Consider the following 14,122-nt stretch of genomic DNA (forward strand, 5'->3'; position numbering starts at 1 on the left):
ATCTCGTGTCGGATGAGGCGCCTCTTGGTACCTTCGTGTCATGAGATTCTCGGGTCTGCGCTGCGCTTCGCCCGAGAATGACGTTCCTGCACTTCACTTCTGCATGAACTGCAGCCAGCGCTTCTCGGCGGCCTCGCCGGCCGGCGAGGTCCACCAGGCATAGGACATCAGCGCCTGCACCTTGGCGTTCTCGGGGGCACTCGGCAGTTCCTTGACCCGCGCCTCGGAGATGACCTTCGTGTCGTAGGCCTTCGGATTGGCCGGGCCGTAGTCGATGTGCAGCGGCAGATTGGCCTGGTGCACCGGATCGACCGCCTCGTTCAGGAACTTGATCGCGGTCGGCAGGTTGGGCGCCCCCTTCAGCACGCAGAGCGAGGTGCTCTGCAGGATGCCCTGGTTGTAGGTGTAGGTGACCTTGGCGCCTTCCTTGGCGAGGGCGCTGATGCGGCCGTTCCAGGCCATCACCATGTCGACCTCGCCGTCGTTGAGGAGCTGGGCCGACTGGGCGCCGGAGGTCCACCACACCGTGATGTTCGGCTTGACCTCCTCGAGCTTCTTGAAGGCGCGGTCGACGTCGAGCGGGTAAAGCTTGTCGGCGGCGACGCCGTCGGCCATCAGTGCTGCTTCCAGCGTCGCCAGCGGGTGGTTGCGCAGCGAGCGGCGGCCCGGAAACTTCTTCACATCCCAGAAATCGGCCCAGCTCTTGGGCGCGCTGGCCGCGTCCGGGAATTTCTTCAGATTGTAGCCGAGCACGCTCGAATAGAACTCGTAGGCCACCGAATAGTCGCTGCGGTACTCGGCCGGCATCGCCGCGGCGTTCGGGATCTTGCTGAAGTCGAGCTTCTCGACGATGCCCTGTTCGCCGCCGCGCAGGCAGAAATTGGTGGCGACGTCGACCACGTCCCAGGTCGGCTTACCCGATGCGACCTGCGAGCGCATGATCGGCCAGGCGTCCGGCACGCTGTCTTGGTTGATGGTGATGCCGAGCTTCTTGGCGCTCGGATCGAGGATCGCGATGGTCTGCGCCTTCTGATAGGCGCCGCCCTGCGAGACGAACATGATCTGCTCGGCCGCGCTGGCGGAGCCGAGCGCTGCGAGGGAGAACCCTGCGACGGCGCAGGTCGTCCGGAAATTCAAGCTCTTGGCCATGTCCTGTTCCCCTGTTGTTGGATCGGAGCTTCGAGGCCTACCGCCCGATCGCGTCTAGAAACTGGTACCAGCCGGCGACCAGACGGACCGCCGGTTCTCGAAGCGGATAGAAGGGCAAGGGCCGCATGCGGCCGATGTCGAGCAGCCCGACATCGGGGCGCTCGCCACGCGCGAAGGCGGCGAGATAGCGCCCCATCAGGCTCGACATGGCGACGCCGGCGCCGTTGTAGCCCATGGCAACCATGACCCGGTCGTCGACACGGCCGACATGCGGCATGGAATCGAGCGTCATCGCGACCAGCCCCGACCAGGAAAAGGCCAGCGGCACATCGGCGACCTGCGGGAAGATGCCGATCATCGCCTTGTGCAAAGCATTGAAGGCAGCGGCGGAATCCGCCTTGCCGAAGGCGCCGCGGCCGCCGAAGACGATCCGGTCGTCGACCATGCGGAACCAGCGCATCATCCGCTTGGTCTCGGTATAGGTCCGGCCCGTCGGCATCACGCTGGCGGCGAGGTTCGGCGAGAGTTTTTCGGTCGCGATGATCGCGCTGCGGAACGGGATCAGCGTGCGCTGGTACTCGCGGGTCGCGGGCGTCAGGTCTGAGTAGCTGTTGGTGGCGATGATCGCCTGCCTGGCCCGCACCGTGCCCCGCGGCGTCTCGACCAGCACGCCGTCGCGTTCGCGCTTGAGGCTGAGCGCCGGCGTCTGGCTATGGACGGGGATGCCCTGCGAGGCCACGCCGCGGGCAAGGCCGCGCAGATAGTTGAGCGGGTGGATGCCGCCCGAGCCGGCGTTGAGCACGCCGCCGACGAAGCCGGCCGAGCCTGTCTCCTCACGCACCTGTCCGGCATCGAGCACGGTCATCGTGGTGTCGCCGAGTTCGGCGCGAAGCCACTCGGCCTCCTTCACGGCATAGGCCAGCGTTTCGTGATTGTGCGCGGCCTTGACCTGGCCGGCGCGGGACAATCCGGCATCCTGGATGCCATGGGCGTCGACCAGCTCGGCGACGATGTCGGTCGCCTCATGGGCGATATCGTACATGCGTTTCGCCATGCCCCGGCCATGGGCGGCGGCGATCGCCGGGAAGGACAGGCGGAACTTCGCGGTGATGACCCCGCCATTGCGACCGCTCGCGCCCCAGCCGGGCTCATTCGCTTCGAGCACGACAGGCGCAAGGCCGCTGGCGGCCAGATGATGGGCGGCCGAGAGCCCGGTATAGCCGGCGCCGATGATCACGATGTCCGCCTGCGCGTCGCCAAAAAGCGGCGGCAGCGCAGCCAGTGGCGACGCCGTCGCCCGCCAGAGCGAGGGTGCGGCGTCGAGGGCCTGCCAGGAGGTCGGCTCGGCCATCACGGGGATCAGGCCCGTTCCGCCTCGACCGCGTCGGCAAGCGCCTTCAGCGTCGGGAAATGAAAATCGGGCTTGGTGATCTCGGGCACCGCCGGCGTGCCGCCAAAACCCTTCTGGCCCTGGCGGCGCTCGATCCAACAGGTGGCGTAGCCGAGCGATTTGGCGACGCGGATGTCGTGATACTGGCTCTGCGCGACGTGGAGGATCTCCTCCTGCTTGTAGCCGAAGGCCGATTGGCGGCCGCGGTTGAAGGCAAAGTAGAGCGGATCGGGCTTGGGGTGGATCGCCTCGTCAGCGGTGATGCTGTCGTGGAACGGGTTGCCGAGCGTATGCGAGTAGCAGGTGAAGCTCGGCCGGTCGGCATTGGTCATCGCCACCAGCCGGTAGTGCTTGCGCAGCCGCGCCAGCGCTTCAGCCGAATCCGGGAAGGCGGGGTGGCGCAGGATGGCGAGCTGGAAGGCATCAGCCGTGGCGTCGTCTTGCGGCAGGCCGAGTTCCTTGGCGAGATGGATGTAGACGAGCTTCATCACCTCGCTGGAACGCTCGTGATGCAGCTCGCGGCCCTTGAGATAGGGCGCGAAGATCTCGTCGTCGCTGAGTTTGGCGGCAGCTGGACCGCCGAGACGCCGGACCGCGCCGAGGACGCCGGCCTCGAAGTCGATCAGCGTACCGACGACGTCGAATGTGAGAACCTTGAAATCGCTGAGGGCCATGGTCTGGTATCTCTGCTGGGGAGGGGGTCAGGCGCCGGCTTTCGGCACGATGATCGTGTCCTGCGGGTGCAGGCTGAGGGCGAGGCGCTCGCCGACCGGCGGGATGCGGCCGGCGGCTTCGTAATGGCTGGGCTGGCGCAGGCTCAAGGGCGTGCCGTCGTCGAGCGCGAGGAAGACGCGCAGGCTCTCGCCCTGGAACACGACATCGGTGACGCGGGCTTCGAGCCGGTTGCGCTCCGGGCTGCCGGAGCCGTCCTCGATCAGCAGCTTCTCGGTCTGGATGGCGAGGACGAGCTCGCCGGTCGCAGCGATCGGGCGGGCGCTCTTCAGCACCGTCCCGGCGAGGGAAACGCTGTCCTGCCCGGCGCGCTCGACCGGCAGCAGCGTCGCCTCGCCGATGAAGCTGGCGACGAAGGCGTTGGCGGGGTGGTCGTGCAGGCGCTCGGGCTTGTCGATCTGGACCAGCTTGCCGTCCTTCAGGATGGCGACGCGGTCACTCATCGTCAGCGCCTCGCGCTGGTCGTGGGTGACGTAGATGATCGTGGCGCCCAGCCGCTTGTGGAGCTGGCGCAGCTCGATCTGCATGTTTTCGCGTAGTTGCTTGTCGAGCGCCGAGAGCGGCTCGTCCATCAGGATCAGGCGCGGCTCGAAGATCATGGCGCGGGCAAGCGCGACGCGCTGGCGCTGGCCGCCGGAGAGCTGGCCGATGCCGCGCTCCTCATAGCCGGCGAGGTCGACCATGGCGAGCGCGCCGCGGACCTTCTCGGCATAGCTCGACTTCGGCAGGCGTCGCGCCCGCAAGGGGAAGGCGACGTTCTCGCCGACGCTCATATGCGGGAACAGGGCGTAGTTCTGGAAGACGATGCCGATATCGCGCTTGTGCGGCGGGGTATAGGTGACGTCGCGGCCGCCGAGGTGGACCGAGCCGCCGGAGGGCTGGATGAAGCCGCCGAGGATGCCGAGCAAGGTGGTCTTGCCCGAGCCGGATGGGCCGAGCAGCGAGACGAATTCCTGCGGGGCGATGTCGAGCGAGACGTCGTCGAGAGCCCGCACCGAGCCGTAATGCTTGCTCGCGGACCTGATCTCGACGCGTTCACCGCCTATCGTGGCCATGGCATTCTCCCGTTCGGATACAGCGACATCGCGGCACTGCTCAGGCAAAGACCGTTTTCGGGACGGGCCATAAGGTGATCTTATGGCGAACCGCACCGGCGCTGGTGCCATCAGGCGGTGCGAGCCTCTGCCGGGGCGTCACCGCAAGCTGCATTCGATGAGCTTATGAAAGGGGATTTCGGCCTCTTGCCGCAATTGCCAAATAATCAGGGAAAACATAACCTGATGTAATGTCAGAGCTGCGCCGCATGGTCTCGTCGAGCAATGCGCTCTTCGTCTTCGAGGCGGCGGCGCGCAGCGGCAGCTTCACCCGCGCGGCGGAGGAACTGAACGTCACGCAGCCGGCGGTCAGCCGCATGCTGTCGCGCTTCGAGAGCCATCTCGGCCTGCGCCTGTTCGAGCGCGGTCGGCAGGGCGCCGTGCTGACCCCGCAGGGCGAGGTGCTCTATCGCCGGGTGGCGGTCGGCTTCCGCAGCATCGAGACCGGGCTCGTCGAGATCGAGCAATTGCGCGCCGGCAAGGAGATCGTGACGATCTCGGTCTCCTCCGCCTTCACCACGCATTGGCTGATGCCGCGCATGGACCGCTTCCAGAAGCGCTTCCCGGGTGTCGATCTGCGCTTCCAGATGATCGCCGGCTCGCTGCGCGGGCCGGTCGACAACGTCGATCTCGGCATGCGCTTCCTCGACGGCGGCGAGACGGTGCCGGCAGAGGCGATGGTGGTGCGTGAGGTCATGCTGCCGGTCTGCAGCCCCGGCTACCGGCAGGCCGAGCCCGAAGCCGAGGTGACGGGCGAGGGCAACACCATCATCAACCTGACCGATTCAGCCCTCGACTGGGCCGAGCGCTACCCGCCGTTCGCCACCGGCCGGGCGGGGCCGGTCAAGACGCTGAGTTTCTCCGACTACGCCGTGGTGGTGCAGGCGGCGCTGCTCGGCCAGGGCGTCGCCTTCGGCTGGATCACGGTGGTGTCGCATGGGCTGATGTCGGGCGCGCTGGTGCCGGCCAGCGACCGGCTGACGCGGGGTGAGCGTGCCTGCGTGCTGCTGACGCCGCGCAACCGCCCGCCGCGTCCCGTCGTAGGCGAGATCCGGCACTGGATCGGCACGGAGCTGAAAACCGAGATCGAGGCGATCGACACGCTCCATCCAGGACTCGCCCTGATGCAGGCCTGCTATGGCTGAGGGCGCGTCCCTCAGCTCGCGATGTCGATCAGTACCGTCTTGTGCCGCAGGTTCTGCTCGACCGCCTGGCGGCCGAGATCCTTGCCGATACCGGAGCTCTTGTAGCCGCCGGTCGGCAGGATGAAGTCGAGCGTGCGGTTGTAACGATTGACCCAGACGGTGCCGGCCTGCAGCCGGCGCACGGCGCGTAGGGCCCGGCTGAGATCGCGCGTGTAGACGCCGGCGGCGAGACCGTATTCGGGATGATCGGCGAGGGCGAAGCCTTCTTCCTCTTCCGCGAAGGTCTGGATGGTGAGGACCGGCCCGAAGACCTCCTCGCGCACCGCCGCCGTCTCGGCGCCGACATTGCCGATCAGGGTCGGCTGGTAGAAGGCGCCGCAATGGCCGGGGATACGCCCGCCGCCCAGCAGGATCTCGGCGCCCTGATCCCGGCTCTGCGCCAGGATGGCGTCGATGCGCCGCGCCTGGGGCTCGGAGATGATCGGGGCGAAGCCGCTCGCGGCCTTCCAGGTCGGACCGGGCGTGACGGAGGAGAGCCTGCTGCGCAGCGCCGCGACCAATTCCTCGGCGACGGACTTTTGCACGATGAGGCGCGAGCCGGCGACGCAGGCCTGCCCGGCATTGGCAAGCAGGGAGCCGGCGATGCAGGCCGCCGCCTTGTCGAGATCGGCATCGGCGAAGACGAGCTGCGGGCTTTTCCCGCCGAGCTCGAGCGTCACCGGCTTGATGCCGCTCTCGGCGGCGGCCTTCATCACCGCGATGCCCGTGCGGGTCGAGCCGGTGAAGGAGAGCTTGGCGATGCCGGGATGGCGGCTGAGCGCGTCGCCCGTCACCGCGCCGGTGCCCTGGACGACATTGAAGATACCGGCCGGGATGCCGGCCTCGACCGCGAGCTCGGCCAGCCGCACGGTCGAGAACGGCGTCAGCTCCGACGGCTTGAGCACGATCGCATTGCCGGCGGCGAGTGCCGGCCCGGCCTTCCAGCTCGCCATGCTGAGCGGGAAGTTCCAGGGCGTGATCGCGCCGACGACGCCATAGGGCTCGGAGACGATCATGCCGAGATGGTCGCTGCGCGTTGCCGCGACCTCGCCGCCGAGCTTGTCGGCCCATTCGGAGAAGAAGCGGATGCCGTCTGCGACGCTGGCGACGTCGCCGGTCACCGCCTGGGCGATCGGCCGGGTCGAACCGAGCGCCTCCAGCCGGCCGAGTTCCTCAGCGCGCTCCTCGATCAGATCGGCCCAGCGGCGCATGGCGCGGGCGCGCTCCCGCGGCGGACGCGTCGCCCAGCCGCTCGCGCGGACGGCGCGTGCTGCATCGGTTACCGCCCGATCGACTACGCCTGCGTCCGCCACCGGCAGCTCGGCATAGTCGACCCGGTCGGAGGGGCGAACGACCGGGATGCGTTCGCCGTCGCCGACATTGGCGCCGCCGATATAATGGCCCGAGGCGAAGGCGACCGATTCAGGCGCGAAATCGGCCATGGTCTAGAGTCCGACCAGGGCCGGCAGGCCGCCAATGTCCTTGATCTCGTGCGTGCTGTAATAGGGGTTCGACGGCTCGTGGCCGCGATTGACGAAGACGCGGCGGGCGATCTTCATGTCGTAGGCGGTCATCTGGTCGTAGCGGAAGCTCGACGAGCAGTGCATCACGTCCTGCGGGCCGCAGCCGAGCATGTCGAACATGTACTCGAAGGCGCGCATGTGGGGCTTGTAGGCCTGGGCGTCCTGCGCGGTATAGGCCGCGTGGAAAGGCGCGCCGAGCTTGGCGACCGAATGCGGGATCAGGTCGGTCATCGAGTTCGAAAGGATGACGAGCGGGATTTCCCTGGCGACCTTGGCGAGACCGGCCGGCACGTCCGGATGCGGGCCCCAGCTCGGGATCTCGTCGACGATGGCCTGGGCGTCTGCCGGATCATAGGGAAGGCCGAGCAGCTTGCAGGTCCGCTCCACCGCGTTCCGGACGACATCCTGATAGGGCTTCCAGGCGCCGAGGACCTCGTCGAGACGATAGCTCGAGAAAGCGTCGCAGAACGCGTCCATTTGCTCGGGCGAAAGACGGCCGGCATAGGCGCGCCGGGCGGCGGGCGCCATCTCGAAATAGATCAGCGTGCCATAGCAGTCGAAGGTGATGAATTTCGGCCGGAAGCTGCTCATCGTCTCGCTCTCGATCGTTGCGACGGCTCACTGCCGCTGGGAGAAGGCTAGAGCGCAAGCGCGGGCAGGGAGGCGGAATCCGATCGGCACCACCGAATATTCTGCCGATGAAGGGGGATGCTTCGGCATGGATTGCTGTGCCAGCCGAGGCAGGATGGACAGGCCCGGCCGCCTCGCCGAAGTTCGGCCAAACCAACTGTCCTTGCGAATCCCATGACCGTCGAAACCGTCCTTGCCGATCTCGTCGGCTTTCCCTCCGTCTGTCGCACCCCGAACGGGGCGATCATCGAGCACGTCCGGGCCTATCTCGCAGGCCATGGCGTCGACAGCGTGATCGTGCCGGGGCCCGAGGGTGACCGCGCCAATCTGTTCGCCACGATCGGGCCGAAGGTCGAAGGCGGCATCATCCTCTCGGCCCATCTCGATGTGGTTCCGGCGCCGCCGGAGGGCTGGGTCGGCGATCCCTTCAGGCTGCGGCGCGACGGCAAGCGTCTGATCGGGCGCGGCGCAGTCGACATGAAGGGTTTTGCGGCCTGCATGCTGGCGAGCGTTCCCGCCCTCGTCGCAAAGAAGTTGGCGCGGCCGGTGCATATCGCGTTGTCCTATGACGAGGAGGTCGGCTGCGTCGGAGTGCGCCATCTGATCGCGCGACTGCCGGAGCTATGTCCGCCCGTGATCGGCTGCATCGTCGGCGAGCCGAGTGGCTTGCGGCCGGTGCTGGCCCATAAGGGCAAGATCGCCCAGCGCGTCACGGTCGATGGCAAGGCCGGGCATTCCTCGCGCACCGATCTCGGCGACAACGCGATCCACTACGCCGCCGGCTTGATCGCCGCGATCCATGAGGAGGCGCTGCGCCATGTCCGGCAGGGGCCTTTCGCCGAGGCTTTTGCACCACCCTATTCGACGATCCAGGTCGGCGTGATCAAGGGTGGCACCGGCATCAACATCGTGCCGGCGCAATGCGTGTTCGAGGTCGAGGCCCGCGCCATCGCGGGGCAGGAGCCCGCCGCGCTGCTCGGCTTCCTGCCTGGTGTCGCCGAGCGGATTGCGCGCGAGGCTGCCGCGACCGGACACAAGGTCGATTTCAGCTTCGAGACCATGAGTGATTATCCGCCGCTCGCGCTCGACGAGAGCGACCCGCTGGTCGCCTTCACCGAGACGGCTTCCGGCCAAGGGCGTCAGGCTGCCGTCAGTTATGGCACCGAGGCGGGCCTGTTTCAGCGCGCCGGCATCGCCGCGATCGTCTGCGGCCCCGGCGATGTCGATCGCGCCCACAAGCCGGAAGAGTACATCACCGACGCCGAGCTCGCCGGGGCGATGGCGATGATCGCGCGGGTCGCCGATCGGCTCTGCTGAAAATATCCCTAGCCCTCATCCTGAGGAGCCGCGTAGCGGCGTCTCGAAGGATGCTCCAGGTGCTTCCAGAGCTTCCTGAAGCATCCTTCGAGGCGCGTTCTATGAGCGCTCATCAGGATGAGGGCTATGTGTCTGACTGAAGCTCAGAATTCGCCGATGGCGCCGCGGGAGCCGTCAACGAGGCGCGAATGCCTGAACGGGCGCGGGTCGACGATCGGCGTGTCGCCGGTGGCCAGATCGGCGGCGAGATGGCCGGCGGCGGGGCCGAGACCGAAGCCGTGACCGCTGAAGCCGGCAGCCAGCACGAAGCCGGAAAGGCCGGCGACAGGCGAAATCACCGGCACCGCATCGGGCGTGGAATCGATATAGGCACCCCAGCTTTCGCGCACGGCGACGTTCTTGAGCGCCGGGAAGAGGGCGTGGGCGCGCTCCAGTAGGGTTGCGAGCGTGCGTCGGCTGGGCGTCGGATCGAGCACGCGGATCGTCTCGAAAGGCGTGACCTCGTCGAGCTTCCAGCCGCCGAATGCCTCCGGCCCCTTGAAGAATGACGAGCCGATGCCGAGCTCGACCGCCTTCAGCCGCTTGACGAACATCGGCATGAACTCGCGGGCGTAGCGCAGGCCCTGCGGCGTGATCTCGAGCGTGGCCTTGCCGCTGATCGCGACCGTGTAGCTGCCGTCGAGACGGCGGGTCAGCGCGATCTCGGGCGTGTAGAAGGCGTCGAGGAAGTCCGGTGCCGGTTCAGTCCGCAGGCTGGTCGCGCGGACGCTCGCCTGTGGGAAGGGGACGCCATGGCGACGGCAGAAGGCCGAGGCCCAGGCGCCGCCGGCGAGCACGACCGCATGGGTACGGATCGTGCCCTTTTCTGTGACGACGCCGGTGACGGCACCATTGGTGATGTCGAGCCCGCGTGCGGCGCAACCCTGATGGACGCTGGCTCCAAAGCGGCGGGCGCCGTCGGCCATCAGCGGCGCCGCGAGCGCCGGCTCGGCCTTGCCGTCGGTGGCGGAATGCAGCCCGCCGAGCCAGCTACCGCCGCTGGCGGTCGTCATCGCCGCGGTCTCGGGGCCAGTCAGCATCGTGGTCTCGACGTCGAAGGCTTTGGCGGTTTCGCGCCAGCGCTCCCATTGCGCCAGCTGTGCGGCGTCGTTGCTGGCATAGACCAGCCCGCAGCGGCGAAAACCGCTGTCGCGGCCGAGCTCTTCGCTAAGCTTCTCCCAGAGCTCCATGGCGCGGATCGCCAGCGGCAATTCGCGGGCGTCACGGTTCTGCTTGCGGCACCAGCCCCAGTTGCGGCTCGACTGTTCGCCGCCGACCACGCCCTTCTCGACCAGGGCCACCGAGCGGCCGCGTCGTGCCAAATAATAGGCCGCCGCAGCCCCGACGATGCCGCCGCCAATGACGACGACATCCGCTGCCTCGGGCAGCGCCTCGCTGCTGGCGATGCGTTCGATGGTCGGCGACATGGACGGCTCCGGAAAGCGCCGCGCTACGAGGCGGCGGGACTGTGTGGCTGGGGCAGGGCGAGCGTCACATCAGCCCGGGCTCGCCGAGGTCGGTCCCGTCGACGAGGCGGCTGTAGCGATAGGGGGTGGGATCGACGATCGGGCTGTCGCCCGCGACGATGTCGGCGGCCAGCCGCCCCGCCGCTGGCCCGATACCGAAGCCATGGCCGCTGAAGCCGGCGGAGACGTGCAGGCCGGGCAGCTTGTCGACCGCGGAGATGACCGGCACCCAGTCCGGCGTGAAGTCGATCAGCCCGCCGTATTTGTTCTTGATCTCGACAGTGGCGAGCTGCGGAAAGATTTCGGCGAGCCGCTTCTTGGCGAAGGTGATCAGCTCTTCCTGTGGCGGCGGATCATAGGTCCGCATCCGCTCGAAGGGCGAGATCGTATCGTTGCTCCAGCGCATCAGCGCCTCGGGCCCGAAGAAGAAGGACTTGCCGGCCCGGATTGTCAGCAGCCTGTGGCGCTTCTTGAAGGTACGCCAGAACGGCTTGGCGTTGAGCATGCCGTGCGGCGAGAGTTCGAGCAGGCCGCGCCCGCTGATGCCGACGGTGTACCCGCCATCGACCCGGCGGCGGATGGTGAGGTCGGGCGTCGAGATGCCGCCGGTCGTGATTTCCGGTGCGGGCCCGGTGAAGAACGAGGTCGACTTGATGCCCGCGAGCGGCATGCGGATACCGTGGTGGCGAGCGAACATCGCGGTCCAGACACCACCGGAGAGCAGCACCGTCGAAGTGCGGATCGTGCCCTTCTCGGTGACGACACCGGAGACACGCCCGGCCGCAGTTTCAAGGCCGCGCGCCGCGCAATCCTGATGGATGGTGACGCCGAGACGGCGCGCCGCTTCAGCGATGGCGGGGACGGCCATGGCAGGTTCGGCGCGGCCATCGGTCGGTGAATGCACGCCGCCGATCCACTCGCCCTTGGCATGAGGTGCCAGGTCGCGGGCTTCGTCGGCGGTCAGCACGCGCGTCTGCATCTGGTACTGGCGGGCCTTCTCGCCCCAGTTCTCCCAGGCGTCCAGATCGGACCGGCGGGTCGTCAGATAGGTCAGGCCGCTGCGGCGGAAGCCGACATCCGCTCCGACCTCCTCGGAGAGGCCGTTCCACATCTCGACCGCCCGCATCGCCAGCGGCAGCTCGCGCAGGTCGCGATTCTGCTGGCGGCACCAGCCCCAGTTCCGGCTCGACTGCTCGCCGGCGAGATAACCCTTCTCGACCAGCGCGACCGAATGCCCCTTCTTCGCCAGATGATAGGCGGCGGTGACGCCGGCGATGCCGCCGCCAATGACCACGATATCGGCCGCTGCGGGCAGGGCTTCGTCGCTATGGACACGGTTGACCGGTGGCGACATGGCGGCGTGGTCCTTGGCGGAGGGCGGTCGCGGGGGCGGCGCGGACCGGAGCGGGAGGCCGATATTCAAGCCCGAACTGTCTGGAACCCTATGCCAAAGGAGAGGCCAGATTCGGCAGATTGTTTTGGTTGTCCCGGCCAAGGACGGTGACCATCGCGGGTTGCACGCTGCCTAAGATGGGGCCGGGTCGTCACTCGACGGCCGATACGGCTAGCCGCCAGCAAAAGGCGGTGCCGTGCCACGGCCTTGTAAGACCGTCGATAAACAAGGGGACCAACGATGAACAAGCCGTCCACGAAGGCGTCCGGCCTCGCTTTGCCTGCCCTGCATCGCCGCGAGGTCCTGGCGCTCGGCACCGGCGGCATCCTCGCCGCATCCGGTCTTGGCGCGCGCGCCCAGGGCAAGGCGCCTCCGCCCCCGCCCGCCAAGCCGAGCGGCCAGGTCGTGGTCGGCCTGTCGCAGGAGCCGACCGCCTTCAATCCGCTGATGCCCGGCATCGAGGTCGACGAGACCGTCTGGATGCAGGTGTTCAACACGATGTGGCTGGCCCAGCCCGACGGCTCGCTGGTCCCCGATCTCGCGGCAGAGGTGCCGAGCGAGACCAATGGCGGCATCTCCGAAGGCGGTCTCGCCTGGAAGATCAAGCTGCGCGAAGGCGTCACCTGGCATGACGGGGCGCCGTTCACCGCCGAGGACGTCAAGTACACGCTCGAACTGATCAACGCGGCCGGCTTCAAGGCACGCACCCGCGTCGGCCACTCGCTGGTCAAGGACATCAAGGTCACCGGCCCGCTGGAGATCTCCTGGCGCATGGAGAAGGCCTATGCGCCCTATCTCGCGCTGCTCTCCAACACCTTCATCGTGCCCAAGCACATTCTGGAGAAGGCGGCCGACCCGAACACGGCGCCGTTCAACGGCGCCCCGGTCGGCACCGGCCCCTTCAAATGGGGTACGCGCACGCCGGGGGACAACATCCAGCTCGTCGCCAACGAGAAGTATCACGGCAAAGGGCCGTATCTCGAGAAGGCGGTGCTGAAATACGTGCCGGACCAGACCGCGCTCTATGCCCAGTTCCGCACCGGCCAGGTCGACCTGATCATCGGCACCGGCATCCCGGCCAATTTCTATGCCGAGGCGATCAAGCTGCCGGGCCGCAAGGTGGTGAAGATTCCAAGCGCCTCGCTTGAGGTGCTGATGCCGAACCTTGAGCACCCCGCCCTGTCCGACAAGGCGGTACGCAAGGCGCTCTACGCCTCGATCAACAAGCAGGCGATCATCGACATCGTCTTCTACGGCCTGCACACCCCGACCGAATCCTTCATGCCGCAGGAATCCTGGGCCTACGAGCCGAACCTGCCGAAGCAGGTCTACGACCCGGCACTGGCCGGCAAGATCCTCGATGATGCGGGCTGGAAGCGCTCCGGTTCGGGCGTGAGGATGAAGAACGGCGTGCCGCTGGAATTTGCGGTCTCGACCACGACGGGTGCGGCCCTGCGCGAGCAGTGCCAGCAACTGATGCAGCAGGACTGGCAGCAGATCGGCATCAAGATGGCGATCAACAACATGCCCGCCGCCGTGATCTGGGGCGATTTCTACACCCGCTCCAAGTTCCAGTCCCTGCTGGTCGGCACTGCCTTCCGCACCGTGATCGACCCCGATCCGGCACATCGCTTCGGCTCGGACGCAATCCCGGCCAAGAGCGGCAACGGTGCCAACCAGATGCAGTGGCAGAATGCCGAGGCCGACGCGCTGATGAAGCAGGGCCAGGAGACCTTCGACGCGGAGAAGCGCAAGGCGATCTACCAGAAGCTGCAGGTGCTGGTGCGCGAGGAGCTGCCGATCCTGCCGATCTACCAGTACGCGCCGGTCGAGGGCTACAAGGAGGGGCTGATCGGCTTCCAGCCCAACATCAACGCCAGGCAGAACACCTGGAACATGGGCCAGTGGTACTGGGCCAAGTGACGTGGTGCGCGATGTGAATTGCGCCGGCACGACGCCGGCGCGGGCGGGGGGCAGGGCGCCATGATCGCCTTCCTCCTGCGCCGGCTCGGGCAGTCGCTGCTGCTGCTGCTGATCGTCTCGATGATCGGCTTCGCGATCCTGCATCTGGCGCCCGGCGGGCCGATGTCGCAGTTCGCCGCCGGCGGCGACATGAGCCAGGCCGATCTCGACCGCATCGCCGAACAGCTCGGCCTCAATCGCCCGCTGCCGGTGCAATATCTCGAATGGCTCTGGCGCATGCTG

The 14,122-nt window shown here is 67.4% G+C and carries 11 protein-coding genes and 1 pseudogene; 4 read left to right on the forward strand and 8 right to left on the reverse strand.

What is annotated here, in order from left to right:
- Window positions 1-93: 93 nt before the first annotated feature.
- Genes ASE66_RS25605 through ASE66_RS25620 form a run of 4 tightly spaced genes read right to left on the reverse strand, consistent with a single transcriptional unit; the run spans window position 94 to window position 4,326 of the window.
- A complete protein-coding gene (locus ASE66_RS25605) occupies window positions 94-1,149 on the reverse strand; it encodes an ABC transporter substrate-binding protein (protein ID WP_057192548.1) in 1,056 nt (351 codons plus the stop codon).
- Between the two features lie 37 nt (window positions 1,150-1,186).
- Window positions 1,187-2,500 (reverse strand): NAD(P)/FAD-dependent oxidoreductase, encoded by a 1,314-nt coding sequence (locus tag ASE66_RS25610; RefSeq protein ID WP_057192549.1) that lies wholly within the window; start codon window positions 2,498-2,500, stop codon window positions 1,187-1,189.
- A gap of 8 nt (window positions 2,501-2,508) precedes the next feature.
- On the reverse strand, window positions 2,509-3,213 hold the full coding sequence (locus ASE66_RS25615) for an HAD-IA family hydrolase (RefSeq protein WP_057192550.1): 705 nt from the start codon (window positions 3,211-3,213) through the stop codon (window positions 2,509-2,511).
- A gap of 27 nt (window positions 3,214-3,240) precedes the next feature.
- Window positions 3,241-4,326, reverse strand: a complete 1,086-nt coding sequence (locus ASE66_RS25620) for an ABC transporter ATP-binding protein (protein ID WP_057192551.1) — start codon at window positions 4,324-4,326, stop codon at window positions 3,241-3,243.
- Window positions 4,327-4,556: 230 nt separating this feature from the next.
- Between ASE66_RS25620 and ASE66_RS25625 the strand changes: the two genes are divergently transcribed.
- The gene (locus ASE66_RS25625; RefSeq protein WP_057192552.1) at window positions 4,557-5,510 is read left to right on the forward strand and encodes a LysR family transcriptional regulator; all 954 of its coding nucleotides are present in this window, start codon (window positions 4,557-4,559) and stop codon (window positions 5,508-5,510) included.
- Window positions 5,511-5,521: 11 nt separating this feature from the next.
- Here the strand turns inward: ASE66_RS25625 and ASE66_RS25630 are convergent, their stop codons facing one another.
- A complete protein-coding gene (locus ASE66_RS25630; RefSeq protein ID WP_057192553.1) occupies window positions 5,522-6,991 on the reverse strand; it encodes an aldehyde dehydrogenase family protein in 1,470 nt (489 codons plus the stop codon).
- 3 nt (window positions 6,992-6,994) lie between these two features.
- The gene (locus ASE66_RS25635; protein WP_057192554.1) at window positions 6,995-7,663 is read right to left on the reverse strand and encodes a haloacid dehalogenase type II; all 669 of its coding nucleotides are present in this window, start codon (window positions 7,661-7,663) and stop codon (window positions 6,995-6,997) included.
- Between the two features lie 213 nt (window positions 7,664-7,876).
- Here ASE66_RS25635 and argE point away from each other — a divergent pair, with 213 nt between their 5' ends.
- Window positions 7,877-9,019 carry an acetylornithine deacetylase gene (gene argE / locus ASE66_RS25640; RefSeq protein ID WP_057192555.1) on the forward strand — a complete coding sequence of 381 codons (1,143 nt, stop codon included), beginning with the start codon at window positions 7,877-7,879 and terminating at the stop codon, window positions 9,017-9,019.
- Window positions 9,020-9,162: 143 nt separating this feature from the next.
- Here the strand turns inward: argE and ASE66_RS25645 are convergent, their stop codons facing one another.
- Both ASE66_RS25645 and ASE66_RS25650 read right to left on the reverse strand, forming a co-directional pair.
- Window positions 9,163-10,485 carry an NAD(P)/FAD-dependent oxidoreductase gene (locus tag ASE66_RS25645; protein ID WP_057192556.1) on the reverse strand — a complete coding sequence of 441 codons (1,323 nt, stop codon included), beginning with the start codon at window positions 10,483-10,485 and terminating at the stop codon, window positions 9,163-9,165.
- A 64-nt stretch (window positions 10,486-10,549) separates the two neighbouring features.
- Window positions 10,550-11,878, reverse strand: coding sequence for an NAD(P)/FAD-dependent oxidoreductase (locus ASE66_RS25650; protein WP_057192557.1), 1,329 nt, complete (start codon window positions 11,876-11,878; stop codon window positions 10,550-10,552).
- Between the two features lie 279 nt (window positions 11,879-12,157).
- Here ASE66_RS25650 and ASE66_RS25655 point away from each other — a divergent pair, with 279 nt between their 5' ends.
- Entirely contained in the window at window positions 12,158-13,840 is a 1,683-nt protein-coding gene (locus ASE66_RS25655; protein ID WP_057192558.1) for a peptide ABC transporter substrate-binding protein, read from the forward strand.
- Window positions 13,841-13,900: 60 nt separating this feature from the next.
- A pseudogene (locus ASE66_RS33420) lies at window positions 13,901-14,122 on the forward strand (diguanylate cyclase); the annotation flags it as partial.

The organism is Allobosea sp. Root483D1 (assembly GCF_001429505.1).
GTDB lineage: Bacteria > Pseudomonadota > Alphaproteobacteria > Rhizobiales > Beijerinckiaceae > Allobosea.

Excerpts from the sequence above, each read along its gene's own strand:
- ASE66_RS25635 (WP_057192554.1), bottom strand. The coding sequence starts at position 7,663 with ATGAGCAGCTTCCGGCCGAAATTCATCACCTTCGACTGCTATGGCACG.
- ASE66_RS25655 (WP_057192558.1), top strand. The coding sequence starts at position 12,158 with ATGAACAAGCCGTCCACGAAGGCGTCCGGCCTCGCTTTGCCTGCCCTG.
- ASE66_RS25620 (WP_057192551.1), bottom strand. The coding sequence starts at position 4,326 with ATGGCCACGATAGGCGGTGAACGCGTCGAGATCAGGTCCGCGAGCAAG.
- ASE66_RS25615 (WP_057192550.1), bottom strand. The coding sequence starts at position 3,213 with ATGGCCCTCAGCGATTTCAAGGTTCTCACATTCGACGTCGTCGGTACG.
- ASE66_RS25625 (WP_057192552.1), top strand. The coding sequence starts at position 4,557 with ATGTCAGAGCTGCGCCGCATGGTCTCGTCGAGCAATGCGCTCTTCGTC.
- ASE66_RS25650 (WP_057192557.1), bottom strand. The coding sequence starts at position 11,878 with ATGTCGCCACCGGTCAACCGTGTCCATAGCGACGAAGCCCTGCCCGCA.
- ASE66_RS25645 (WP_057192556.1), bottom strand. The coding sequence starts at position 10,485 with ATGTCGCCGACCATCGAACGCATCGCCAGCAGCGAGGCGCTGCCCGAG.
- ASE66_RS25610 (WP_057192549.1), bottom strand. The coding sequence starts at position 2,500 with ATGGCCGAGCCGACCTCCTGGCAGGCCCTCGACGCCGCACCCTCGCTC.
- ASE66_RS25630 (WP_057192553.1), bottom strand. The coding sequence starts at position 6,991 with ATGGCCGATTTCGCGCCTGAATCGGTCGCCTTCGCCTCGGGCCATTAT.
- ASE66_RS25605 (WP_057192548.1), bottom strand. The coding sequence starts at position 1,149 with ATGGCCAAGAGCTTGAATTTCCGGACGACCTGCGCCGTCGCAGGGTTC.
- argE (WP_057192555.1), top strand. The coding sequence starts at position 7,877 with ATGACCGTCGAAACCGTCCTTGCCGATCTCGTCGGCTTTCCCTCCGTC.